The sequence below is a fragment of the Nocardioides luteus genome, from assembly GCF_014648595.1.
Taxonomy (GTDB): Bacteria; Actinomycetota; Actinomycetes; order Propionibacteriales; family Nocardioidaceae; genus Nocardioides; species Nocardioides luteus.
Genome location: NZ_BMRK01000005.1, coordinates 176,299 through 199,361, shown reverse-complemented (window position 1 = coordinate 199,361; position 23,063 = coordinate 176,299). Strand labels below are relative to the sequence as shown.

General features: G+C 69.9%; 20 protein-coding genes and 1 pseudogene. 9 read left to right on the top strand and 12 right to left on the bottom strand.

Annotation, left to right across the window (positions count from 1 at the left end; genetic code table 11):
- Positions 1-27 precede the first annotated feature (27 nt).
- Positions 28-948 (bottom strand): methylenetetrahydrofolate reductase, encoded by a 921-nt coding sequence (locus tag IEY81_RS08870; protein ID WP_189118105.1) that lies wholly within the window; start codon positions 946-948, stop codon positions 28-30.
- Positions 949-1,026: 78 nt separating this feature from the next.
- Positions 1,027-1,932 (bottom strand): HpcH/HpaI aldolase/citrate lyase family protein, encoded by a 906-nt coding sequence (locus IEY81_RS08865; protein WP_229787564.1) that lies wholly within the window; start codon positions 1,930-1,932, stop codon positions 1,027-1,029.
- Between the two features lie 756 nt (positions 1,933-2,688).
- Here IEY81_RS08865 and IEY81_RS08860 point away from each other — a divergent pair.
- Positions 2,689-3,981, top strand: coding sequence for an HNH endonuclease (locus IEY81_RS08860; protein ID WP_189118104.1), 1,293 nt, complete (start codon positions 2,689-2,691; stop codon positions 3,979-3,981).
- Positions 3,982-3,989: 8 nt separating this feature from the next.
- Here IEY81_RS08860 and IEY81_RS08855 read toward each other — a convergent pair whose 3' ends face one another.
- Entirely contained in the window at positions 3,990-4,580 is a 591-nt protein-coding gene (locus IEY81_RS08855; protein ID WP_189118103.1) for an ArsR/SmtB family transcription factor, read from the bottom strand.
- Between the two features lie 82 nt (positions 4,581-4,662).
- On the opposite strand from IEY81_RS08855, the gene IEY81_RS08850 reads away from it, so the two are divergent.
- Positions 4,663-5,946, top strand: coding sequence for an MFS transporter (locus IEY81_RS08850; protein ID WP_189118102.1), 1,284 nt, complete (start codon positions 4,663-4,665; stop codon positions 5,944-5,946).
- 118 nt (positions 5,947-6,064) lie between these two features.
- Here IEY81_RS08850 and IEY81_RS08845 read toward each other — a convergent pair whose 3' ends face one another.
- Positions 6,065-10,021: an NAD-glutamate dehydrogenase gene (locus IEY81_RS08845; protein WP_189118101.1), complete on the bottom strand. Its 3,957-nt coding sequence runs from the start codon at positions 10,019-10,021 to the stop codon at positions 6,065-6,067.
- 176 nt (positions 10,022-10,197) lie between these two features.
- On the opposite strand from IEY81_RS08845, the gene IEY81_RS08840 reads away from it, so the two are divergent.
- The 3 genes from IEY81_RS08840 (at position 10,198) to IEY81_RS08830 (ending at position 12,915) form a co-directional block, all read left to right on the top strand.
- On the top strand, positions 10,198-10,671 hold the full coding sequence (locus IEY81_RS08840; RefSeq protein ID WP_189118100.1) for a DUF2505 domain-containing protein: 474 nt from the start codon (positions 10,198-10,200) through the stop codon (positions 10,669-10,671).
- 51 nt (positions 10,672-10,722) lie between these two features.
- Positions 10,723-11,199 carry a DUF2505 domain-containing protein gene (locus tag IEY81_RS08835; RefSeq protein ID WP_189118099.1) on the top strand — a complete coding sequence of 159 codons (477 nt, stop codon included), beginning with the start codon at positions 10,723-10,725 and terminating at the stop codon, positions 11,197-11,199.
- A 126-nt stretch (positions 11,200-11,325) separates the two neighbouring features.
- A complete protein-coding gene (locus IEY81_RS08830) occupies positions 11,326-12,915 on the top strand; it encodes a lysyl oxidase family protein (RefSeq protein WP_189118098.1) in 1,590 nt (529 codons plus the stop codon).
- A 1-nt stretch (position 12,916) separates the two neighbouring features.
- Here the strand turns inward: IEY81_RS08830 and IEY81_RS08825 are convergent, their stop codons facing one another.
- Positions 12,917-13,261, bottom strand: a complete 345-nt coding sequence (locus IEY81_RS08825; RefSeq protein WP_189118097.1) for a DUF6912 family protein — start codon at positions 13,259-13,261, stop codon at positions 12,917-12,919.
- Between the two features lie 15 nt (positions 13,262-13,276).
- Positions 13,277-14,731: a wax ester/triacylglycerol synthase family O-acyltransferase gene (locus tag IEY81_RS08820; protein ID WP_189118096.1), complete on the bottom strand. Its 1,455-nt coding sequence runs from the start codon at positions 14,729-14,731 to the stop codon at positions 13,277-13,279.
- Between the two features lie 79 nt (positions 14,732-14,810).
- Between IEY81_RS08820 and IEY81_RS08815 the strand changes: the two genes are divergently transcribed.
- The 3 genes from IEY81_RS08815 to IEY81_RS08805 all read left to right on the top strand — a co-directional run bounded on the left by IEY81_RS08815 (position 14,811) and on the right by IEY81_RS08805 (position 16,891).
- On the top strand, positions 14,811-15,185 hold the full coding sequence (locus IEY81_RS08815; RefSeq protein ID WP_189118095.1) for a hypothetical protein: 375 nt from the start codon (positions 14,811-14,813) through the stop codon (positions 15,183-15,185).
- A complete protein-coding gene (locus IEY81_RS08810; RefSeq protein ID WP_189118094.1) occupies positions 15,182-16,504 on the top strand; it encodes a hypothetical protein in 1,323 nt (440 codons plus the stop codon). The genes IEY81_RS08815 and IEY81_RS08810 overlap by 4 nt, the downstream gene beginning before the upstream one ends.
- 123 nt (positions 16,505-16,627) lie before the next feature.
- Entirely contained in the window at positions 16,628-16,891 is a 264-nt protein-coding gene (locus tag IEY81_RS08805) for a helix-turn-helix domain-containing protein (RefSeq protein ID WP_189118093.1), read from the top strand.
- Between the two features lie 102 nt (positions 16,892-16,993).
- On the opposite strand, the gene IEY81_RS08800 is transcribed toward IEY81_RS08805, so the two are convergent.
- The 3 genes from IEY81_RS08800 to sigE form a co-directional block, all read right to left on the bottom strand.
- Positions 16,994-18,427 (bottom strand): S1C family serine protease, encoded by a 1,434-nt coding sequence (locus IEY81_RS08800; RefSeq protein WP_189118092.1) that lies wholly within the window; start codon positions 18,425-18,427, stop codon positions 16,994-16,996.
- A gap of 69 nt (positions 18,428-18,496) precedes the next feature.
- Positions 18,497-18,955 (bottom strand): anti-sigma factor, encoded by a 459-nt coding sequence (locus IEY81_RS08795; RefSeq protein WP_189118091.1) that lies wholly within the window; start codon positions 18,953-18,955, stop codon positions 18,497-18,499.
- Positions 18,952-19,566 (bottom strand): RNA polymerase sigma factor SigE, encoded by a 615-nt coding sequence (sigE, locus tag IEY81_RS08790; RefSeq protein ID WP_229787560.1) that lies wholly within the window; start codon positions 19,564-19,566, stop codon positions 18,952-18,954. The genes IEY81_RS08795 and sigE overlap by 4 nt, the downstream gene beginning before the upstream one ends.
- Positions 19,567-19,753: 187 nt before the next feature.
- Here sigE and IEY81_RS08785 point away from each other — a divergent pair, with 187 nt between their 5' ends.
- Entirely contained in the window at positions 19,754-20,389 is a 636-nt protein-coding gene (locus IEY81_RS08785; RefSeq protein ID WP_189118089.1) for an O-methyltransferase, read from the top strand.
- A gap of 3 nt (positions 20,390-20,392) precedes the next feature.
- Here the strand turns inward: IEY81_RS08785 and IEY81_RS08780 are convergent, their stop codons facing one another.
- From IEY81_RS08780 to IEY81_RS08770, 3 genes and pseudogenes are all read right to left on the bottom strand, one after another.
- On the bottom strand, positions 20,393-21,916 hold the full coding sequence (locus IEY81_RS08780; protein ID WP_189118088.1) for a leucyl aminopeptidase family protein: 1,524 nt from the start codon (positions 21,914-21,916) through the stop codon (positions 20,393-20,395).
- Entirely contained in the window at positions 21,917-22,090 is a 174-nt protein-coding gene (locus tag IEY81_RS08775; protein ID WP_008358749.1) for a DUF3117 domain-containing protein, read from the bottom strand. It abuts the gene before it with no gap.
- A 146-nt stretch (positions 22,091-22,236) separates the two neighbouring features.
- A pseudogene (locus tag IEY81_RS08770) lies at positions 22,237-23,063 on the bottom strand (hypothetical protein); the annotation flags it as partial.

The window sequence follows — 23,063 nt, the reverse complement described above, 5'->3', positions numbered from 1 at the left end:
TGGCTGAGTCGGGTTTGTCGGCTGGGGTCAGCGGTCGAGCTTGTTGCGGAGCCGTTCGGCGAGGCGTACGGAGGCCTCGATCTCGACCTTGCGGATCGAGACGGACTCGATGTTGATGCCGAACGGCACCCCGAGCTGACGGCAGAACGACATCAGCTCGATCGCGGCCGCCTCGGCCTGCTCGAGCGAGGCATCGAGGGTGTCGGTGGCGTGGCGCAGCTCGTTCTCGATCCAGCGCGGCACGTCGACGCCGAGCCAGCGGAGGAACTCCAGCGTCTTCATCGAGCCGCACACCGAGAAGGTGAACACGATCGGGACGGGCTGTACACCGCGGGCCTCGCACTCGTAGCGGTAGTCGGAGACGAGGTTCTTGGCGGCGTTGACGTCGTAGACGACCTGGGTCACGAAGTAGGAGCAGCCCGCCTCCTGCTTCGCGATCAGGCGGTGGTGCTCGTCGCCCTTCACGGTGTGGCGCTCGGGGATCGCGACGGCGCCGAGGAGCAGGTCGGGGTTGGCCTCCTTGCGGATCTCCTGGGCGCGGCGGAGGCTCGTGGCCATCCGCTTCTCGCCCGAGGAGCCGCCGACGAAGACCGAGAGCGACCTGGCCGGGTCCTGGGTCTTCACCCAGTCGCGCAGCGTCGGCTCGTCGTACTTGCCGGTGGCGCGGTAGACGACCGCCGGCACGTCGAGGTCGGGCAGGTTGTTCTCGAGGAAGTGGGCCGGGTCGAGGGTGCGTACGAACGGGAACGGCCGCTCCTCGGGGTTGCGGTCGGACTCGTCGTCGATGTCGTAGAGGATCAGCCCGTCGACGTCGAGCGGACGGATCCGCTCGAGGGTGACGTCGGCGATCTGCTGGACCCGCTCGGGGTCCGTCGTCACCCTCGGCGGGGTGACGGCGAAGAGCAGAATCTCACCGGCACGGTCACTGATGCGCTGCTGCAGATCCACGACGTCAACGCTAGCCGAGGAAGCCGGACTCGGCGCGCCTGTCTTATCCAGCGCGCCGAGCCGGGTCAGCCGGTGTCGTCAGTAGACGCTCGGTCCGGCGGAGGCGTCGTAGGTCTCGGTGTCGGGCTTGATCCGGAACAGCTCCGCACGGCGCTTGATCGTCTCGGCACGAGCCAGGCGCGGCTTGTCGCTGCCGTCACGGATCACCCGGCCGCCCTCCTCGAACTTGTGGAGGAACTCGTAGGCCCAGGTCACGTCGGACGGGGACGGGCTGAAGGACTCGTTGATCACCGAGGGCTGCTCGATGTCGAGGCAGAGCTTTCCGGTCATACCCATCGCGACGCCGTCGGCGCCCTGCTCGCGCAGCAGGGGGTGGCTGCTGCCGACGGTCGGGCCGTCGATCGGGCCCGGCAGGCCGCCGATCCGGGAGGCGAGCACCAGCTTGGTGCGCGGGTAGGCCATCGCGAGCGGGTCGTTCTCCGCACCCGTGTCGCGGCGGTAGTCACCCGAGCCGAACGCGAGCCGGTAGGCCCCGCGAGCCCGCGCGATCGTGGCCGCGTCCTCGATCCCCAGCGCCGACTCGAGCAGCGGGATCACCGGGGTGCCGCCACCCAGCCGCTGGAACGTGTCGGTCACCTGGTCCGGCGACTCAGTCTTCGCCAGCATCACCCCGGCAAGGGTCTCGATCCCGGCCAGCGCCGCGATGTCGTCGCTCCAGTCCTCGGTCGTCCAGTCGTTGATCCGCACCCACGCACGCCCGCCGCCCTTCAGCCAGCCGGTCACGTTCTCCCGCGCCTGCACCTTCAGCGACGTGTCGATCGCATCCTCCATGTCGAGGATGATCTGATCGGCTCTGCTCAGCTGCGCGTCATCGAAAATCTCCGTACGCATCGCCGAGACCAGCAGCCAGGACCTGGCATTGTGACCTTCGACTCGGTTGGCTTCGCGCACCTCGCGCTTCTCGGCGATCTGGGTCGTGCTCATCGTTCTGTATCTCCCTAATGGCACCCTGGGGTGGGCACCATCGGACGGTAAACCAACTTCTCGGTGACTCGCGAGTACGCGGTCTGTGGGTTGCCGGTGGTCGAGCTCGTCGAGACCCGGCTCACCGGAGGTCGAGCTCGTCGAGACCCCCATCGCCGACACACCAGCCCACCGGAGGTCGAGCTTGTCGAGACCACGCCTCGAGGAAACCTCGCCAAGCGACTCTTCTTTCGTTTGAAGGTTCGCCGCCGACCCGATCACTCAGTGTCTCTCGATCACGCGCCGCGTCAAGGACGCCTTCGGCGCCGGCTTCGCCGGCCGCGTCGCGGTCCTTGACCCGGCACCCGATCGAGAAAAGATCCCGCCAATATCGGGGCGGCGGCGAGGAGTGTGGCGCGGGCTCATGAGGCTCGAAAGAGCCGACGTCGAGTCGCGGCGGGGACCCCTCGCCTCCCGCTGGTCGAGCCGCCGGAGCCCCTAGGCGAAGGCGCGTCGAGACCAACACAGTCGCTCCCGCGGGCGACCGCACGGACCCCCTGGCCAAACCCGGAGGTCGAGCTTGTCGAGACCCCCTTCGCAGACACACCAACCCACCGGAGGTCGAGCCCGTCGACACCCTTCGCAGACACACCAACCCACCGGTGGGTCGAGCTTGTCGAGACCACCCTCTGAGCAACAGCTCAACGCACCCAAAAAGACAGCCTGACCAGGAAAAATGGGTGGCGTCGCTGTCTCGTTCGACATATAATGAAACGCATGAACGAGACCCCCGACCAGCTCCTCACCGGACCACCCCCAGGTGCCTCCGAAGCAGAGCTGATCGACTGGATCACCGGTCTCGAAAACCTCAAATGCCGAGCCGAAGCCCTCCAAGCCGAAGCATCCGTACGCCTCGACGAAACCACCCGGACACGGCACGTTGAAGCCGGCGTACCCGCCCGCAAGGTAGGCGACGGCGTCGCCTCCCAGATCGCCCTCGCCCGCCGCGTCTCTCCCGCCAAAGGCGCAAAGCTGCTGGGGCTGGCGAAGATCCTCATCACCGAGATGCCCCACACCTTCGCACTGATGAAGGCCGGCATGTTCTCCCAGTGGCAAGCGACCATCCTCGCCCGCGAGACAGCCTGCCTCTCCCGCGAGGACCGCGGGGTCATCGACCACGAGCTCTGCGCGGTCAGTTCCCATGGGGAAACACCAAAGGTCGTGACGATGGGACTCCGGCAGCTCGAGAACACCGCCAAGAAACTCGCAATCACCCTCGACCAGGAGTCAGTCGTCGCCCGCGCCGCGAGCGCGGAGAAGGACCGGCGGGTCAGCCTGCGGCCCGCACCCGACACGATGACCTGGCTCGGAGCACTACTCCCTGTCAAGGACGGCGTCGCGGTCTTCGCCGCGCTCGACCAGGCAGCGAAGGCAGCCCAGGCAGTGGGCGATCAGCGCACCCGAGGCCAGGTCATGGCCGACACCCTCGTCAACCGTGTCACGGGCCGCGAGGCCGGCGCGAAGCCCAAGGTCGAGGTCAAGGTCGTGATGACCGCCGATTCGTTGGCCAGCAACGCAAACCAGCCGGCGATGGCCGAAGGTTACGGACCCGTCCCAGCAGCCTGGGCACGCGAAGCACTCACCGACGCCGAAGTCTTCGTCCGCCGACTGCTCACCGACCCCACCGGCAAGCTCATCGCCATGGAATCAAAGGCCCGCAAAGCACCCGACGGCCTCGCCGAGTTCATCACCACCCGCGACGAAGGCACCTGCCGCACCAACGGCTGCGACGCCCCGATCCGCAACATCGACCACGTAGAGCGTCACGCCGACGGCGGGACGACAAGCGCCGAGAACCTGCAAGGTTTGTGCGAAAGATGCAATCAGGCGAAGGAGTCGCCGGGCTGGCAGTCGAGACCGAACCCCGACGGCAGCATCACCACGATCACCCCAACGGGCCATAACTACACGAGCCCACCGCCAGACCTCTGGCGACCGGACCCGCCACCGCCGTCACCAGCAGAGCTCAGGCTCCGCAACGTACTCGTCGCCCACCAGGCCGTCGCCTGACACCACACCTACCCCTCGACCGACTCCTGCTCACCGGCCAGCTCGGGCATGGGCTGGATGAGCTGGTAGACGGAGTAGAGCTCGCGGCCCTCATCGCCGGATGACGCGCGGCCGACGGCTCGGTAGCGGGCGACCACCTCGCCGAGGTCGCGCTGGAGCTGTTCGGCTTCGGGCTTGGTGAGGCGCAGGGAGGTCTCGGAGACGATGCGCTTGGCGCGGTCCTCGTCATCGTCGTCGGAGATGCGGTAGGCCTCGTCGACCAGGTGGTGGCCCCACGCCACGGAGTTGCGCTGGAAGACCGTGAAGGCGGCGGCGCCTCCGGGCTGCTCGACGATCTCCCTGGGGTTGATGGTGATGTCGTCGTCCACGAGGCGCCACACGCGGTCCCGCTTGTCGCGGCCGGCGCCGGGGGCGATCTCGACGAGACCGTATTTTGCCAGCTGGCGCAGGTGGAAGCTGGCCTGGTTGGCGGGGATACCGGTGCGCTTGGCGATGTCCGCGGCCCGTAGGGAACCGGCGGCGGAGAGCTCGTGCAGGACACGGTTGCGGGTCGGATGGGCGATCGCGCGCAGGATCCGCGGGTCGTCGTAGGTCGCCATGCTGACACCCTAACCGAAGTTCGCACGGTTCATTGCGCAATACTACTTGCGCAATGAATGTTGCGCATCGTACGGTGCAGGCATGCCCTCCTACCGCGCCCTCGCCCGCAACCACGACTTCACCGCCCTCTGGGTGGGCGCGACCGTCGCCGAGCTCGGGACGCGGGTGAGCATCTTCGCGATGCCGCTGGTGGCGTACGCGATGACCGACTCGGCCTTCTGGGCGGCGACCGCGGAGGCGGTCTACCTGATCGGCATGGTCGGAATGCTGCTCCCGGCAGGGGTGATCGCCGACCGGGGCGACCGGCTGCGGATCATGCGGCTGGCGCACGGGTCCGGGGCGGTGGCGTACGCCTCGCTCGGGGTCGCCGGGCTGCTGGGCTCGCTCACGCTCCCCCACCTGCTGGTCGTGGCACTGCTGACCGGAATCCTCAACGGCCTCTTCGTCCCCGCGGAGAACTCGGCGATCCGGTCGGTGGTCCCGGCCGAGCACCTGCCGACCGCGCTCTCCCAGCAGCAGGCGCGCCAGCACATCGCGGCCCTGCTGGGCGGCCCGCTGGGCGGGATGCTGCTCGGGATCACCCGGTGGGCGCCGTTCGCCGCCAACGCCATCGCGTACGCAGCCGGCTGGCTGCTGCTCGCCCGGGTCCGCGCCGACCTCTCGGCGCCCACGACCCGGAAGACGGAGAGCCGCGCCAAGCCGCTCGCCGACCTGCTGGCCGGGCTGGGCTACAGCTGGCGCCAGCCCTTCCTGCGTACCCTGCTCCTCTACAACCCCGCCATGAACCTCGCGATCAACGCGCTCCTCTTCCTCGCCCTGCTGCGAGTGGTCGAGGCCGGCTTCCCGGCCTGGCAGATCGGCCTCGCCGAGGCGGCGATCGGCGCCTGCGGAGTGCTGGGAGCGGTGGTCGCGCCGTGGCTGATCGACCGGGTGCCGACCGGCTGGCTGACGATCCTGGTCTCGTGGAGCTTCGTGCCGCTCGCGATCCCGCTGGTGTTCTGGACCCACCCGGCGGTGATGGCGCTGGCCGCATCGCTCGGCCTCTTCCTCAACCCGGCGGGCAACGCCGGACTCGCGGCCTACCGGATGGCGACCACGCCGCCCATGCTGATCGGAAGGGTGCAGTCGGCCGCACAGTTCGTCTCGATGCTCACCATCCCGCTGGCACCCGCGCTCGCCGGTGGGCTGCTCGGCGCTGTCAGCGGCTCCACCGCGGTCATGGTGATCATCGGGCTGACCGCCGCCGCGTGCATGGTTCCGACGCTCGCCCGGCCGGTGCGGTCGATCCCGCGCCCCGCCCACTGGGTCGCCTCCCCGGCGACCGAGCCCGAGCCCGACCGGCCCGCCGACCTCCAGCCGAGCTGAGAAGAGAACCGTCGGCGGCCCCGAGACCGGGACCGCCGACGGATCATCACTCAGTGCTGGACCGACCTCAGTGCTGGACCGACCTCAGTGCTTGACCGAACTCAGTGCTTGACCGAACTCAGTGCTGAACCGGGCTCCCGAACGCCCGGTTGACCTCTTCGTTCACGAAGGAGGTCGCCCAGATCTCGCGGCGCAGCGGGTGGTCCACGACGGCCTCGGGGAACCGCTCGCGGATCGGCGTCGGGAAGTAGGCCATCAGCCGCTTGGTCTTCTCCGGGTCAGCGGCCGGATCGGGCAGACCGTCGGCGACCAGCTCGCGCCGGCGCTCGATCTTCGTCCAGGCCAGCACGACGGCCAGCTCCGGAGCGGTGAGCCCCTCCCCCGCCTCGAGACGGCGCGCGACCTCGGTGGCGGAGGGCAGTCCCTCCACCTCACGGTCGAGTACGCCGTCGGTGACCCACTCCGCGATCTGGCGCTCGTGAGCCTCCAGCATCTGCGGCGCCGAGGCGACCGCACGGGTCAGGGTCTCGTTGTGGGCCTCGTTGTCGGCGAGGACCAGCGCGGCGACCTCGTCGGTCATCTCCTCGAGGAGCTCGTCCCGGTCGGCCAGGGTCAGCGAGCCCGCGCGTACCTCACGGTCGAGCAGGATCTTGAGGTTGACCTCGTGGTCGGAGGTGTCGACACCAGCGGAGTTGTCGATCGCGTCGGTGTTGATCAGCCCGCCCTTGCGGGCGAACTCGACGCGGCCGGCCTGGGTGATGCCGAGGTTGCCGCCCTCACCGACGACCCGCACCCGCAGCTCGGAGGCGCCCACGCGCACACCGTCGTTGGCGTGGTCGCCAGCGGCGTCGTCGGTCTCGGTCGACGCCTTGATGTACGTCCCGATACCGCCGTTCCACAACAGGTCGACGGGCGCGCGCAGGATCGCGCTGATCAGCTCGGTCGGCGTCAGCCGCTTGACGTCGGCCGCCAGACCGAGCGCCTCGCGCACCTCAGGGCTGATCGGCACCCACTTCAGCTGCCGCGACCACACGCCGCCGCCCGCCGAGATCAGCGAGGTGTCGTAGGACTCCCAGGTCGAGCGGGGCGTCTCGAAGAGACGCTTGCGCTCCTGGAAGCCGATGGTCGCGTCAGGCGTCGGGTCGATGAAGATGTGGCGGTGGTCGAAGGCGGCCACGAGCCGGATCCGGTCCGAGCGCAGCATGCCGTTGCCGAAGACGTCACCCGACATGTCGCCGATGCCGACGGCGGTGAACTCGTCGGTCTGCGTGTCGATGCCGAGCCGCTTGAAGTGGTGCTGCACCGAGACCCAGGCACCGCGAGAGGTGATGCCCATCGCCTTGTGGTCGTAGCCGGCCGAACCGCCGGAGGCGAACGCGTCCCCGAGCCAGAAGTCGTACTCCGCCGCGACCGAGTTGGCCAGGTCGGAGAAGGTCGCGGTGCCCTTGTCGGCGGCGACGACCAGGTAGGAGTCGTCACCGTCGTGGCGCACCACGTCCACCGGCGGCACGATCTCGCCGTCGACCCGGTTGTCGGTGATGTCGAGCAGACCACGCAGGAACGTGACGTAGGCGTCCGAGCCGGCCACGCCGCCCTTGGCGACGAAGCCTCCCTTCGCGCCACCCGGCACGATCACGGTGTTCTTGACCTGCTGCGCCTTCGCCAGACCCAGCACCTCGGTGCGGAAGTCGTCGCGGCGGTCGCTCCAGCGCAGACCGCCACGCGCCACCGCGTCGAAGCGCAGGTGCACGCCCTCGACCTGGGGCGAGTAGACGAAGATCTCGTAGGCCGGCCGCGGCAGCGGCAGGTCGGGCAGCTGCTGCGGGTCGAACTTGAACGAGACGTAGTCGCGCCCGCGGTAGTGGTTGGTGCGCATCGTGGCCAGGATCGCGGTGACGTAGCTGCGCAGGATCCGATCCTGGTCCAGGCTCACCACGTCGTCGAGTGCCTCGATGATCGCCTCGGCGCGCTTCGTCTCGTCACGCGTGGCGAGCGAGGGGTCGAAGCGGGTCTCGAAGAGCTCCACGATCTGTCGGGCGATGCCCGGGTTGGCGCACAGCGCACCGGCGATCGAGTTGAACGAGCTCGGCGTGCCCGCCTGGCGCAGGTAACGGCCGTAGGCCCGCAGCACCGTGATCTGGCTGTGGTCGAGACCGGCCAGGACGAGCGCGTTGAGACCGTCGACCTCGCTGCGGCCCGACCACGCCTGGTGCAGCGCGGCGACGAGCTGCTTCGGGGTGCCGACCGGGGTGCCGGAGCAGGTGAGGCCGAAGTCGTAGATGAACCACTCCTCCGACCCGGACGTGCCGACTCCCTCCAGGTCGTAAGGACGCTCGTCGGTGACCTCGAACCCGAACGAGGACAGGATCGGCAGCATCGCCGACAGCGAGAGCGGTCCGCCGGTGCGGTAGATCTTGATCCGGAACCCGCCGGGGTTCTCGGGGTCCTTGTAGAAGGAGAAGTCGACCGCCTCGCCCTGGTGGGAGAGCAGCTCCAGCCGGGTCAGGTCGGCCGCGCCGGTGTCGGCGTCGAAGTCCTCCTTGTATGCCTCCGGGAACGCGTCGAGCACGTGGGAGAGCCGGGCCGCACCCTCCTCGCCCGCGTGGGCGATGACCGCGCTGACCAGGTCGTCGCGCCAGCTCCGGGCCGCCTTGCGCAGCTGCGACTCGAGGCTGTCGACCAGTCCCGGAGTCTCCAGCGCCTTGCCCAGCGACTCGGTCGTGCCGTGCACGACGAAGTGCACCCGCGCGGTGGTCGACTCGCTGATGCGTACGGTGAACTCCAGGTCGTCGCCACCGAGGGCCTCGAGGAGCACCTTGGAGAACCGCTCACGGACCGCGGTGTTGTAGCGGTCACGCGGCAGCGAGACGAGCACCGAGACGTAGCGGCCGTACGTGTCGGGCCGGACCGCGACCCGAAGGATGCGACGCTCGATCGCCCCCAGCGCGGCCTCGGCGAGCGAGATCAGCTCGTCGGCGGAGGCGTGGAAGAGCTCCTCGCGCGGGTAGGACTCCATCGCGTCGAGCATCGCCTTGCCGGTGTGGCTGCGGGTGTCGTAGCCGGTGTGGTCGAGGACCGCGGCGACCTTGCCGCGGACGACCGGGATCCGGGTCACCGACTCGCGGGCGGCCTTCGTGGTGAAGAGACCCAGGAACCGGTGCTCGCCGATGACCTCACCGGCGGCGTTGAAGATCTTGATGCCGACGTGGTCGAGGTAGGCGGGCTCCCCGACGGTCGAGCGGGAGTTGGCCTTGGCCAGGACGAGCATGACCTTGTCGCGGGCGTGGGCTGCGACCTTCGGCGGCATCTTGCCGTGGTCGGGCGCCTGCGGCGGGTCGGCGCGCAGGATGCCGAGACCGGTGCCGGAGAGGCCGCGCAGGTATTCGCCGTCGAGGCGGTACTCGCGGTAGCCGGTCAGCAGGAAGTGGTCCTCGGCCAGCCAGGCCAGCAGCTCGGCGGCCTCGGCAGCCTCCTCGCGCGGCACGCTGTTGGGCGGCGTGTAACGCAGGCCCGCGGCGATCTCGGCCAGGCGGCGGTGCAGCCGCGGCTCGTCCTCGACGACCTCGCGTACGTCCTCGAGGACCCCCTCGAGACCCGAGACGATCTCCTTGGCGGCGTCGGGCGCGAGCCGGTCGATCTCGATGTGCATCCACGACTCGCGCAGGTCACCTTCGTTCACCCCCTCGAGCGCACCGGTCACGTCACGGGCGACGTCGATGACGGGGTGGACCACGAGGTGGACGTCGAGACCGCGACGGTAGAGCTCGGTCTTGACCGAGTCGACGAGGTAGGGCATGTCGTCGACGACGATCTCGACGACGCTGCGGCCTCCGGCGGACCATCCGTCTGCGGCGGTGGTCGGAGTGAGGATGCGCACGGCGGCGGTGCCCTGCGGGCGGTTCGCGGCCAGCGCCAGATGCGATCCCACCGCACCGGCGAGATCAGCCTCGCTGCGGCCGGTGAGCTCCTCGGGGGCTACGTGGCGGAAATAGGTGGTGCTCGGCAGGCGGTTCTGCAGACCCTTCTGCGGAGCTTGGACAGGATTGACATGCGTCTCCGTTGACACACCTGTCACGGTATCCCGGGCGGGCTCGGGATAGGCCGCTGGATCCGAAGGAATCGCCGATGCCACTCATAGGCCCGGCAGCGTCCCGTCCACCCGGTCACCACAAGCATACTCATGGAATGTGGCGGTTCTCTCGGCGCCTCCACTGATGACTCTGGCCTGTGGAGGCGTCATGATGGGGGATCATGAGCAAAAACCTGTCGATCGACCTGGCCTATGACGCTCCGATCGCAGCCGTCTCCGGGATGCTCGCCGACGCAGCCTTCCGCGAGGAGGTCTGCGACGCTCAGCACGCGCTGTCGCGGAGCGTCGCCGTCACCGGTTCGACGGTGAGCATCCGCTACGAGCAGGCCGTCAACGGAGTGCCCGGGTTCGCCAAGAAGCTCGTCGGCGACACCATCGAGGTGCACCAGGACGAGATCTGGTCCCCCGACTTCGTCACCGGCGACCTCAAGCTCACCCTGCCGGGCAAGCCCGGCTCGCTCTCCGGCACCGCCCGGCTGGCCGAGAACGGCGCCGGGACCGTCGAGACGGTCAGCCTGACCGCCACCGTGAGCGTGCCCCTGGTCAGCGGAAAGCTCGAGGACCTCATCCTCTCGATCTTCAAGAAGGCACTGGAGAAGGAGCACCAGGTCGGCAAGCGCTGGCTAGCCGGCTGAGCCCGCCCCCTCCCCCGTCCCTACCCGCAGCAGAGCCCAAAGGATTCGGCAATGACGACGACCCTGCAGCACGAGATCGTCTACGACGCACGCATGGGTGAGGTCTCCGCGATGCTCGCGGACCCGGGCTTCCGCGAGAAGGTCGCCGACGCCCAGGGCGCGCTGAAGCGCCGGGTGACCATCGGCGGCGCACCGCGCGAGGTCCGCATCGACCGGGTGCAGTCCACCGTCGGCGTACCTTCCTTCGCCAAGCGCATCGTCAACGGCGACCTCACCGTCCACCAGAACGAGGTCTGGTCCTCCGACACTGTCGCGGTCGTGGACATCACCGTCCCCGGCGGCCTCGCCACCCTGCGCGGCAACATCTCGCTCTCGGAGTCCGACGGGCGCACCACCGAGAGCGTCCGGCTCAACATCAAGGTGCCCGTCCCGCTGGTCGGCGCCAAGCTCGAGGAATACGTCGAGGAGCTGATGCTCAAGGCGTTCGACCTCGAGCACGAGGTCGGCGCGGCGTACCTCTCTCGCTGAAACTGAATTCCCCCTGGGTGCAACCGAACGTAAAGGCCAACCGTCCCCCTATGTGGCCGGCACTGCGTTGCCGGCTGTCAGGTCTCGGGTCAGGAGGGATCCGGGCCATTCTCGAGGGGGCATCCCATGGCAAGATCTCGCACTCGCACTCGACAGCTGATCTCAGCCGGCGTCGGGCTCGTGGCAGCAGCGCTGGTCGTCACGACGACCGTGACGGCGAACTCCGACCCGGCGAGCGGCGCGGCCGGCACGCTGAAGCTCGTCGCGGCCGCTGACACCGCAGAGGTGGAGGCCTACGACGGCCTGGCCTACGTCGAACCGTCGGCCTGGCTGGCCGCCTACGACGCGGCCTTCGAGTTCCGAGCCAGCCAGTCGGCCTATGACGAGCCGGTCACGCTGACCAAGACCGTCATCCGGGGCAAGAAGCGCACCACCACGACCGCCCCGGCGTCGATCGTCGACGGGATGAAGGGCTTCAAGGACGGCCTGCGAGTCAGGCTCGAGAACAAGTCCGGCAAGGTGATCCTCGACGAGCGCCGGCCGCTGTGTCCCGGCGGCTACGACCGGCAGCGGGTCCAGACCGACGGCGCCACCGGCCCGGTCTACCCCGAGTTCTGCGGCGGCAACTGGTTCACCAAGGGCGTGCTGTACGGCATCGAGCGGGGCATGGCGGTCCCGGCCGTCTCCGACCTCGAGTTCGAGACCAAGGGCGAGACCCGACTCACCATGACGATGAGCATCAGCGAGCCGGTCGCCGACTTCCTCGAGCTGCCGAAGGCCGGCCGCACCACCAAGCAGGAGCTCGTCATCGTCGACGGGTGCGCCGACGGCGGCTGTGAGGAAGGCGGCGAGGAGGGCGGCGTGGGCGCCAGGTCGGCCCACGCCCACCGGGCCGATGACGGCCAGGGTGCCCGCACCGTGGTGCCGCGTGAGTCGCTCGAGGGCGGCGAGGACGGCCGCGGCCGGCTTCCGCTGGGCGGCGCGCCGGGCGGGATCAAGCCCGGCAAGCCTGCGAAGGACACCCTGCCCGACCTGATCTCGCTGCCTGCCTGGCAGATCTCCACCGAGGTCGACGAAGGCGGCACCGACCGCCTCAACTTCGCCGCCAACGAGTGGAACGCCGGCCCCGCCCCGATGATCGTCGAGGGCTTCCGCCGCGGCACCGCACCGATGATGGACGCCTACCAGATGTTCTACCGCGACGGGAAGCAGGTCGGCATGAAGCGGACCGGGACGATGGAGTTCCACGAGGCGCCCGAGCACAACCACTGGCACTTCCTCGACTTCGCGAAGTACGAGCTGGTCGACGCCGAGGACGAGGTCGTCTCGACCAGCGGCAAGCAGTCCTGGTGCCTGACGCCGACCGACCCGGTGGACCTGAACGTCAAGGGCGCGACGCTGCGTCCTGGCCAGACCGGCCTCGAGTCGGCCTGCGGAGCGAAGTCGGCGCTCTGGCTGCGGGAGAGCCTGCCGACCGGCTGGGGCGACACCTACGACCAGACCCAGACCCAGGCGTTCGACCTGAGCAAGGTGACGAACGGCACCTACCGGATCAAGGTCACCGTCAACCCCGACGGCAACCTCTACGAGCGCACCCGGTCCAACAACGTCAGCTACCGCACGGTCGTCATCGGTGGGAAGGCCGGCGCCCGCACCGTCGAGGTCCCGCCCTACCAGGGCGTCGACACCGAGACCTGGTGGGGCGAGGAGGAGTGATCTAGCCGATCAGGTCGGGGATCTCCTGGGTGGCGAACCAGCCCAGGTCCTCGTCGGGGTCCGCGTCGGCCGGGCGATCTGCCAGGTCGGCGTGGACCGCGGCGACGAGCTTGAGCGGGACCACCTGGTCACCCAGCGCTGCCGGCGCGTCGACGACGACCACGACCCGGCGGCCGGGACCGCCCAGGAGCGCGGCCGAGTCGTCGGCGGCGCTCATCAGGGCGGCGTACTCCGCCTCCTCGCTGTCGTCGGGGGCGGCGTAGCCGTCGCCGGTGCCGGGCAGCTCACCCGTGGCGTACCAGTCAGCGAGCAGCTCGAGCGTGGCGGGTACGTAGATGCGGGTCACGAGGGTGATTCTTCCTCATTCCCCGGCGTTCTTGACCACCCGCAGCCCCCGTGGCGCCCGGAAGCGGCGTCCGGACGCGGTGTCGAGCAGCTCGTCGAGGGCCTCCCCGATGCATTGTCCGACGAGCGAGGCGTCGGGCACCAGGTCACGGTCGGCGGTGAGCGCGAAGAAGACCTGGCCGTCGTAGGAGGTCACCCCGATCGCGAGGGTGTGGCCCTCGGCGAGCGGATGGATCGGGTAGGAGGCGACCAGGCGGCAGCCGGCCGCGTAGCGCGGCTCCTGCGGGCCGGGCACGTTGCACACCGAGAGCAGGTAGTCGTGCTCGCTCTCGGCCGCCACCCGCGAGCCGACCATGTGGAAGGTCGCCGGGGCGAAGCCGCTGATGCCGGCCAGCCGCTGCGCGCTGACTGTGCGAGCGGTCTCCTTGTGCTGCTCGAAGGAGTAGGAGACCTGGTGGAGCCGGACCACCGGCGAGGGCTCGGCCACCGGCAGCACCACGAAGTGGGGTGCCACCGCGGAGCCGAGCTGGGTGGGGTCGAGCTCCTCGTCGATCACCGAGACCGGCACCAGCGCCGGCACCTGGCGTACGCCGGCGAGCGACTCCTGCCGGGTCATCAGCCAGGCGCGCAGACCGCCGGTGACCGCCGCCAGGATGACGTCGTTGACGGTGCCGCCGTGGGCGTCGCGGATGCGCCGGAAGTCGGCGAGATCGGCCGCCAGGGTGACCACGAGCCGCTGCTGGGAGACCACGCCGCTGAGCGGGGTCGGCCGCTCCGGGGTGCGCCGGGTGAGCACCCGGGCGATGGCCTGGCCGGTGTTCTGTACGTCCCGGGCGACCCCGGTGACCCGGCCGAGCGCGAAGCCGCCGAGGCTGCGCGCCGAGGCGGCCAGGCCGCTGACCGAGGTGACCGCCTCGAGGACGGCGCCCGCGACCAGACCGGCGCTCGACTGCAGCTCGGGCGGGTCCCACAGGTCGGGCACGACCGGGCCGACCTCGGGCTTGTCGTCGAGCAGCAGCTGGACGAGATCGACGGTCTCGGCGCCGTCCACCAGGGCCTGGTGGGTCTTGGTCACCAGCGCGACCCGGTCCCCCGCCAGCCCCTCGATGGCATAGAGCTCCCACAGCGGCCGGGAGCGGTCCAGCGGCCGGGAGACGATCCGGCCGGCCAGGTCGAGGAGCTGGTCCATCGAGCCCGGGCGGGGCAGCGCGGAGCGGCGTACGTGGTAGGTGAGGTCGAAGCGGTCGTCGTCGGCCCAGACGGGGTAGGCGAGGCGACCGGGCACGACCCGGACCCGCTGGCGGTAGCGCGGCACGAACGCGAGCCGGTCCTCGACGTGCTCGAGGAAGGCGCCGAAGTCGAAGCCGTCGGGGCCCGTCTCGATCAGCTCGATGCTCGCGACCTGGTGCGGCACGGCGAGCGTCTCACCGTCCAGCAGGGCGACCTCGCGCGGCCTCAGCCGATCACTCATACCCTCTCAGCCCCCTCTTTGGTTCATGTGCGATTGTGGCAGAAGCCAGCTTGAACTTAACCCACGAAACGGGGGAGCAATGCGCCTCACGGCCCGGATCATCGCGGTCGTGGCAGCAATCTGCGGGATCGCTTCGATCGCGACCGCCTGCGGAAACGACGTCGCCACCGAGCCCAGCAAGAGCAGCGACCCGGTCGTCGTCGAGATCAACTTCTCAGGCGACTCGGTCGACCCGCACGGCAACCAGGTCGACGTACCTGTCGGCAACAGCGTCGAGCTCGACGTGACCGCTGACGCGGCCGGCGAGATCCACGTCCACTCCGACCCGGAGCAGTCCGCCGCCTACGGCGTCGGCACGACCCGGATCAGCCTGGGCGCCTTCAAGGTCCCCGGCCAGTACGAGGTCGAGTCGCACACGCTCGGCAAGACCATCGTCACCCTCGAGGTTCAGTGATCCTCACGCACGGCGTGGGCGGTCGCCAGGACCTTCCACTGCCGCTCGAGTACGTCATCGGGGGCGCCGTCCTCGCCCTCCTCGTCTCCTTCGGGCTGCTGGTGCTGACCACCAGACGCGCCGCCGAGGGCGTGACTCCGCACAGCCCACGCGGCTGGCCGCTGCCGCGCCTCGGGCGGATCGTCGACTCCCCGGCATGGACCGCGCTGTGGCGTGTCGTCGGCCTGCTGATCTTCGCCTTCTTCGTGCTGGTCGCCTTCGCCGGCGCCGACAACGCCAACAACCCGATCTTCGGGATGACCTACGTCTGGCTGTGGGTCGGCCTGGTGCCGTTCTCGCTCCTGTTCGGTCCCGTCTTCAAGGCGATCAGCCCGGCCCGCACGATCGTGGCGGGGCTCTCCTGGCTGCGCGGTGCCGGCGGCCCGCCGCTGCGCCTGCCCGAGCGGCTGGGCTACTGGCCGGCGGCCTTCATGCTGCTGGCCTTCGCCTGGCTCGAGCTGGTCTACCCGGAGAACAACTACCTCGGCCCCGTACGTCTCTGGCTGGCTCTCTACCTGGCCGCGATGATCCTCGGCGGCGTCCTCTTCGGTGAGGAGTTCCTGGAGCGCACCGACCCGTTCGAGGTCTACTCCTCGCTGACCGCGAAGCTGTCGGTGTGGGGCCGCACGCAGGCCGGCAACCTGGTCCTGCGGACCCCGCTCGGCAACCTCGACACCCTGCGTCCCGCGCCGGGCATGGTCGCGGTCGTCTCGGTGCTGTTCGGCACGATCGTCTACGACTCCTACCGGGAGTCACCGACGTGGCTCCGGTTCATCCAGAACCCGGAGCTCTCCGGCAACCAGGCCTATTTGATCAGCAACGTCGCGCTGGTCGCGTTCCCGCTGCTCGTGGCGGCCTTCTACTGCGTCGGCACGATGCTGACCGGTGTCGGTGACGTGCCGCGCCGGGCGCTGCCGGGCGAGCTCGCACCCTCCCTCGTGCCGATCATCGTCGGCTACGTCGTGGCCCACTACCTCAGCTACTTCTGGGAGAGCGGCCTGGCGACCCTGCGCAACGCCTCGGACCCGTTCGGAAACGGAGGCGACTGGTTCGGAACGGCAGACATGCCGGTCTCCTACTTCTTCGCCTTCCACGCCACGCTCCTGGCCGTGATCAAGGTGGCCGCCGTGGTCATCGGGCACGTGCTCGGCGTCTGGTCGGCCCACATCCGGGCGCTCCAGGTGCTGCCGAAGCAGCACCTGGTGACTGGCCAGCTGCCGCTTCTGGTCACGATGGTCGGGTTCACTGTCGGCGGGTTGTATCTGCTGTTCGCCGCCTAGCGCATCTCTGCTTCACGGTTCACCCACCACGCATACACAAAGCAGCGCACCGCTGCCTAAGGCGCACTAACAGCTTCGCGCCCTGGTTTACTGCCGCTTGCAGAGTCTGGGAGACTGATACTTATGTCTGGTACCCCCCGCTTCCTGACTCTTGCCGACGTCGCCGAGGTCCTGAACACCTCGAGCGCACAGGTCTATGCCCTTGTCCGCCGTGGTGAGCTCCCCGCCATCAAGATCGGCGGTCGCGGCCAGTGGCGTGTCGAGGCCAGCGTCCTCGAGAAGTTCATCGATGACATGTACTCGCAGACCAAGGCCTTCGTGGCCGACCACCCGTTCGTCGAGGCCGAGGGCGCTGCTACGCCCACCGCCACGCCGGACGCCTCCTGAGTCACAGCAAACGCAACCCCCCACAACCAAACCTTCCCCACAACAACGCGAAGAGCTGCCGGGCATCGTGCCCAGCAGCTCTTCGCGTCTTTTCCGTGCCCGTCAGGCGAGGTTCTCGGTCTGCGCGTCCAGCTTGATCTTCAGCACCTGGCGCGAGCCGTTGCGGTTCACGGTGAACTCGACGGTCTCCCCCGGCTGGTGGGCCCGGATGGCGACGATCATGCCGATCCCGTCGGTGACCGTGACGTCGCCGACCTTGGTGACGCGGTCGCCGTCCTTGAGACCGCCGGCAGCCGCCGGTGACCCGGACTCGACCACCGAGATCAGGGCGCCGTTGTGGTCGGCGGCCTGGACGTCGACCGAGGCACCGACGATCGGATAGGTGGCCTTGCCGGTCTTCAGGATCTGCGCCGCGGTGATCTTGACCTGGTCGATCGGGATCGCGAAGCCGACACCGATGCTGCCGCTGCCGCCCTCACCGCTGCCTCCCCCGCCGGCGGTCGCGATGGCGGAGTTGACGCCGATCACCTGGCCGACGAGGTTGACCAGCGGACCGCCGGAGTTGCCGGGGTTGATCGCCGCGTCGGTCTGGACGGCGTTGATGTAGGAGGTGTCGTCCTCGGTCTGTCCGGTGCTCACCGGCCTCTGCAGGGCGCTCACGATGCCCGAGGTGACCGTCGAGCTGAGGCCCAGCGGCGAGCCGATCGCGACGACCCCCTCGCCGATCCGCAGCCGGGAGGTGCTGCCGAGCGAGGCCGGCTCGAGCTTCTTGATCTCGGGCACGTCGAGGACGGCGAGGTCGTAGACCGCGCTGCGTCCGACGACGTCGGCCTTGTAGCGGCGACCCTTGTGGTCGACGACCTCGATGCTGCCCTTGGCCTTCGCCGCGTCGGCGACGACGTGGTTGTTGGTCACCACGTGGCCGTTGCGGTCGAAGACGAAGCCGGAACCGGTCGCGGCGTCCTCGACACCCTGGTATTCGGCGAAGATCTGAACCGTCGAGGGCAACAGCGTCGCCGCCACCTTCACGATGCTGGCGTCGTCACCGGCCAGCGGCGCGTCGGTCTCGATCGAGCCCGGCTCGAGCCCGCCACCGGCGATGCTGGACATGTCGTCCTGATCCTCGAGCACGCCACCTGCGTACCCTCCCAGCACGCCGAGCAGGAACACGACGGCCGCCGCGAGCGCCCAGATCGGGCCGGAGACCCGTCGGCGCTGCCTCGGCTCGGCGCGGTCGGACGAGGACGGCGGCGGCGCGGGCGGGCCGTCGAAGCCGGGCAGCGACCCGCCTCCCGGCGGAGGCGGCACCATCGGCGGCAGCGACGCGGTGTCAGCGCCGGGCGCCGGCGGGCTCGGCGGCGCCGGCGCGACCGCAGGCTGCGGCATGCCCGGCAGCGGCACCTCGGCGGTGTCGCGCTCGTCCTCGACAAGGCTGTCGGGGGACGAGGGCGCGGTCGGAGGCGCACTGGGCGCGTCGGTGGGCGGCGCCCAGCGGGAGATCGGCCGCGACTGCTCGTCTCGTGGTTCCTGCGTCACAGCACCCATTCTTCCCACTCGTCCCAACAATGGGCATCCCGGGTCTCGTGTCGCGGCGCTCCGCGCCGGTCAGCGGCGTACGTGAGCGATGATCGGGGTGGCCGGGACCTGAGTGACCGCGGTGACCGGCACGTTCCTCGGGACCGGCGCGTCGGCGGGCGCGGCGACGAAGGCGACCATGCCGAACACGGCCGCGCTGACGGCACCGCCGCCGGCGGCGACCATCACCAGCGTACGTCGCATGGACCGGGTCTCCGGGCAGTCGTCGTCGAGGTCGTCGGTGGGCCACATCGAGGCGGCGAGGACGCCGCCGCGCAGCGACCCCTTCAGGTCGTCGGGGGCGCAGACACCGGGGTCGACGCTCAGCCCGGCCAGGCGGCGCTTGAGCCAGCCCTCACGCTCGACCAGCCGACGGCAGGCGCAGCATCCGTTGACGTGGGCCCAGGCCCGCTCCTCCTCCGCTGCGGGGAGCTGGCCGTCGAGGAGGGCGCTGGCGCGGGCGCCGAGATGGTTGCCGAGCAGACTCATGAAGCCCCGCCCCACAACACCTTGGGCCCGGAGTAACGCAGTCGTCCGCCGCGGGGGGCGCGGTGGGCGAGAGCGTCACGGAGCATCGCCCGGCCGCGGTGGATGCGCGAACGGACGGTGCCGAGCTTGGCACCGAGGATCTCGGAGATCTCCTCGTAGGAGAGCCCCTCCACGTCACAGAGCACGACCGCGGCCCGGAAGTCGGGCGGCAGCGTCGCCAGCGCACGCTCGATGTCGTCGTCGAAGCGCTGGTCGGTGTAGGCCAGGTCGGGCGTCGGGCCGCTGCTCGTCAGGCGCGAGGCACGCTCGTCGGAGAGGGCATCGAAGCGGATCCGCTGCTTGCGGCGGGCCTGGTCGAGGAAGAGGTTGGTGGTGATCCGGTGCAGCCAGCCCTCGAAGGTGCCGGGGCTGTAGGTGTCGAGAGAGCGGAAGACGCGGACGAAGACCTCTTGGGTGAGGTCCTCGGCGTCGGGGCGGTTGCCGGTGAGTCGGTAGGCAAGCCGGTAGACACGGTCGGAGTGTTTCTCCACGATCTCGTCCCACGTCGGAACCTCCGACGAAGCCCGCTCGAGCTCGTCGGTGCGGGTCTCGCTCGCGGGTCGCGCGGTCATGGTGCTCCTGCCTGATGTGCTACGTGTCCAGCTGATCGCTGACATCTCCTACGGTAGATCGCCTGGCTCCGGAAGGGCTGAGAGTTGCCTGTGAGGCTCCTATTTTTCCTCTTCCTGTGCTTTGTCAACGCACGAGGTGGATCAGGCGTTCCCGCACCGTTGAGCGAAACAGGTTAGGTTTTGCGATGTGACCAGCCCTGTCTCCACCGCAAGTTGGACCTACGCCGACGAGTACGTCGCGGAGGACGACCTCCTCGCCGCCGCCCGATCGCGGGCCGAGGAGGTCGGCGTCGCGCCCATCGGACCGGGCGGCGGGGCCGCGCTCCGCTTCCTCGCCTCGGTGCTCGACGCCAAGAACGTCGTCGAGGTCGGCACCGGCACCGGCGTCTCCGGCCTCTGGCTGCTGCGCGGGATGCGGTCCGACGGCGTGCTGACCACCGTCGACATCGAGACCGAGCATCAGCGGCTGGCCCGGCAGAGCTTCACCGAGGCCGGCTTCGGGCAGCGGCAGGCCAGGTGCATCGCCGGCGCTGCGCTCGACGTGCTCCCCCGGCTCACCGACAACCACTACGACCTGGTCTTCGTCGACGGCGACAAGACCGAATACTCGGCCTATCTTCAGGAGGCTCTGCGCCTGCTCCGCCCCGGTGGCGTCGTCGCCTTCGACAACGCGCTGTGGCACGACCGGGTCGCCGACCCGTCGGTGCGCGACGAGGAGACCGCCACCATCCGCGACCTCAACCAGCAGGTCGCCGACGATGACGGTCTCATCCCGTTGCTGCTGCCGGTGGGCGACGGGCTCCTGCTCGCCAGGAAGGTCTGAGGCTCACGCGCCGACGCCGTCCAGCGGGTCGGCGCCCGCCAGCCAAGTCAGCAGGACGCGTGCCCCGAAGCCCGTCGGGCCCGGGGTGAGCTCGTGGACGTCCGCGTACGCATCGCCACCGGCAACGTCGACGTGGGCCCACGGGACCCCGCCGGTGAAGTGGTGCAGGAAGAGCGCCGCGGTGATCGCACCAGGACCGCCGGGGGCGTTGTCGGCGTCGGCGACCTTCGAGGAGAGCTTCTCCTCGTAGTCGGCGACCAGCGGCATCCGCCACAGCGCCTCGCCGGAGGCGTCGGAGGCCTCGATGAGACGAGCGGCCAGCTCGTCGTCGTCGGCGAAGCAGCCGGCCAGCGTCTGCCCCAGCGCCACCCGCATCGCACCGGTGAGAGTGGCGATGTCGACCATGGCGGCCGGCTTGACCTTCTCCGCTGCGTACGCCATCGCGTCGGCCAGGACCAGACGGCCCTCGGCGTCGGTGTTGGTGACCTCGGAGGTGCGGCCGCCGTAGTGGGCGACCACGTCGCCGGGGCGCAGCGCCGAGCCCGAGATGGCGTTCTCGGCGGAGGCGATGAGGCCGACCACCTTCACCGGACAGCCGACCTCGGCGAGCGCGGACATCACCGCGAGCACCACCGCGCCGCCGGTCATGTCGCGCTTCATGTTGAGCATGCCGTCGCCGGGCTTGATGTTGAGCCCGCCGGTGTCGAACGTGATGCCCTTGCCGACCAGCACGATCGTGGGTGTCTTCCGGCCGGCCTTGCGCGGCGTGTAGTCGAGCCGGATCAGCCGCGGCGGCGTCGCCGAGCCCTGACCGACCGCGACGATGCCGCCAAAGCCCTCGGCGGCGAGCCGCTCCTCGTCCCAGACGTCGATCTTCAGACCGGTCTCGCCGGCGAGCGCGGTGGCCTGCTCGGCGAGCCAGGCGGGGTTCTTGAGGTTGCTCGGCACCGTGGCGTAGAACCGCGCGCGCCAGCCGGCCCGCGCGATCGCCTCGGCGCGCTCCAACGCTGCCGCCTGGTCGTCGCCGAGATCGGCGAGCGTGATCGTCTCCACCGGCGTCCACGGCGCACCTTCGGAGCGCCAGTGGAAGAGGAAGGATGCGAGGGTCGCGCCGGCCACGAACGGCTCCAGCCCGACCTCCGGATCGACCGCCGGGATGGTGGTGACCACGTGGGTGCGGTCCCGCACTGCGCGGGCCAGCGCCGCCCCCGCTCGGCGGAAGTCGTCGCGCCGTTGCTCGCCGACCCCGATCAGCAGGATCTGTCGCAGGGCGCCGGAGCCGGTGACGGCGTAGGTCGTCACCTCACCGGCGCTGCCGGTGGCGCCCTCGAACTCGAGATGACCCAGCAGGTCGTGGTGATCTTCCAGGTCGGCAGCCCCGGGCCCGATCAGCAGCGCGTCGTCGCCCGGCAGGACGGGCAGCGCGATGATCTCGGCGTCCACGCTCTCCGGCCCGAGCGGGCTCAGCGTGAAGGTGGGGGGTTCGACCTGTTTCGGCAGTGTCTGTGACGGCAGCGTTGTGCTCATCTACGCGTTCAGCCCGAGACCTTTGATCTCCTCGCCGAGAGCGGCGGCCTCCTCGGCGTTCAGCTCGACGACCAACCGGCCACCACCCTCGAGCGGGACGCGCATCACGATGCCCCGACCTTCCTTGGTGACCTCCAGCGGACCGTCTCCCGTCCGCGGCTTCATCGCCGCCATGCGGCACCTTCTTCCGTGTCTCGCGTGTCGGCGCTCACCTGCCGGATGGCCTCGGAGCGCGCATTGCGAGTCCATTATCCCTCATCAGGTCAGCAGACTTGACGGCAAGGTGGGAGTTTCGGCGGGTTGACCCGTCTTCGAACCTGTCAGATGACCGAGGTGCCGTAGGCCCAGGTCAGCCAGATCGCGAGGATCACGAGCGTGATGTGCACCACGATGGCCGCTCCGGAGGTCTCGAAGAAGGCCCCGCCGCCCTGGCGGCGGTCCCCCTCGAATGCCCGGTCGTACGCGTCGTCGTACCGCTCGTCGTACCGCTCGTCGTAGCCACCCTGGTAGGCCCCGTCGTACGCGCCGTCGTAGGCACCCTCGTACGCCTCGTCATAGGCCTCGTCGTAGGGGCTGCCCTGGTCGTGACCCTGGTCGTAGCCGGGGTCGTAGCCCTGCTCGTAGCCCGGGTAGGGCGGCTCGTCGTAGTCGGGGTTGTGCTGACGGCGACGAGACTGCGGCTGCGACGCGCGGGGGCCCGACGCGGGCGGCTCCGTCCGGTCGCGCGGGCCGTAGGACTCGAAGGAGTAGGGGTCGTACGCCTCAGGCTGCTGCTCCGCGCCGCGGCCGGACCTCCGGCTCGGCGCCTGCGGAGGCGCGGGGGCCGGGGCGGGCTCGGGCTGGGCCGGCTGGGGCGCAGGCTGGGGAGCCGGCTGCGGTGCAGAGCGGGGAGCAGGCCGGGGTGCGGGGCGCGGCGCCCGGGGCGGGGCGGGCTGCGGCGCCGGCTGAGGAGCCTGCGGCGCGGGCTGAGGCTGACCGGGGTAGCCCGAGTAGCTGCTGTCCCGCCGGAAGCGACGGTCGGCGAACTCGTCGTGACCCGCGTTGTGGCGGTCGTCGTAGCGGTTGTCGTAGCCGCGCGACCGGCGCTGCGGCGGCTCCTGGCGGCGACCCCACGGATCCTGTCCGCTCTGACTCCGACGAGGTGCCT

What these genes read in the sequence shown, in the direction of transcription:
- IEY81_RS08840 (WP_189118100.1), top strand. Translation starts at nt 10,198, where the DNA reads ATGAGCAAAAACCTGTCGATCGACCTGGCCTATGACGCTCCGATCGCA.
- IEY81_RS08855 (WP_189118103.1), bottom strand. Translation starts at nt 4,580, where the DNA reads ATGGCGACCTACGACGACCCGCGGATCCTGCGCGCGATCGCCCATCCG.
- IEY81_RS08865 (WP_229787564.1), bottom strand. Translation starts at nt 1,932, where the DNA reads ATGAGCACGACCCAGATCGCCGAGAAGCGCGAGGTGCGCGAAGCCAAC.
- IEY81_RS08860 (WP_189118104.1), top strand. Translation starts at nt 2,689, where the DNA reads ATGAACGAGACCCCCGACCAGCTCCTCACCGGACCACCCCCAGGTGCC.
- IEY81_RS08795 (WP_189118091.1), bottom strand. Translation starts at nt 18,955, where the DNA reads ATGAGTCTGCTCGGCAACCATCTCGGCGCCCGCGCCAGCGCCCTCCTC.
- IEY81_RS08815 (WP_189118095.1), top strand. Translation starts at nt 14,811, where the DNA reads ATGCGCCTCACGGCCCGGATCATCGCGGTCGTGGCAGCAATCTGCGGG.
- IEY81_RS08775 (WP_008358749.1), bottom strand. Translation starts at nt 22,090, where the DNA reads ATGGCGGCGATGAAGCCGCGGACGGGAGACGGTCCGCTGGAGGTCACC.
- IEY81_RS08830 (WP_189118098.1), top strand. Translation starts at nt 11,326, where the DNA reads ATGGCAAGATCTCGCACTCGCACTCGACAGCTGATCTCAGCCGGCGTC.
- IEY81_RS08780 (WP_189118088.1), bottom strand. Translation starts at nt 21,916, where the DNA reads ATGAGCACAACGCTGCCGTCACAGACACTGCCGAAACAGGTCGAACCC.
- IEY81_RS08850 (WP_189118102.1), top strand. Translation starts at nt 4,663, where the DNA reads ATGCCCTCCTACCGCGCCCTCGCCCGCAACCACGACTTCACCGCCCTC.
- IEY81_RS08805 (WP_189118093.1), top strand. Translation starts at nt 16,628, where the DNA reads ATGTCTGGTACCCCCCGCTTCCTGACTCTTGCCGACGTCGCCGAGGTC.
- IEY81_RS08835 (WP_189118099.1), top strand. Translation starts at nt 10,723, where the DNA reads ATGACGACGACCCTGCAGCACGAGATCGTCTACGACGCACGCATGGGT.
- sigE (WP_229787560.1), bottom strand. Translation starts at nt 19,566, where the DNA reads ATGACCGCGCGACCCGCGAGCGAGACCCGCACCGACGAGCTCGAGCGG.
- IEY81_RS08820 (WP_189118096.1), bottom strand. Translation starts at nt 14,731, where the DNA reads ATGAGTGATCGGCTGAGGCCGCGCGAGGTCGCCCTGCTGGACGGTGAG.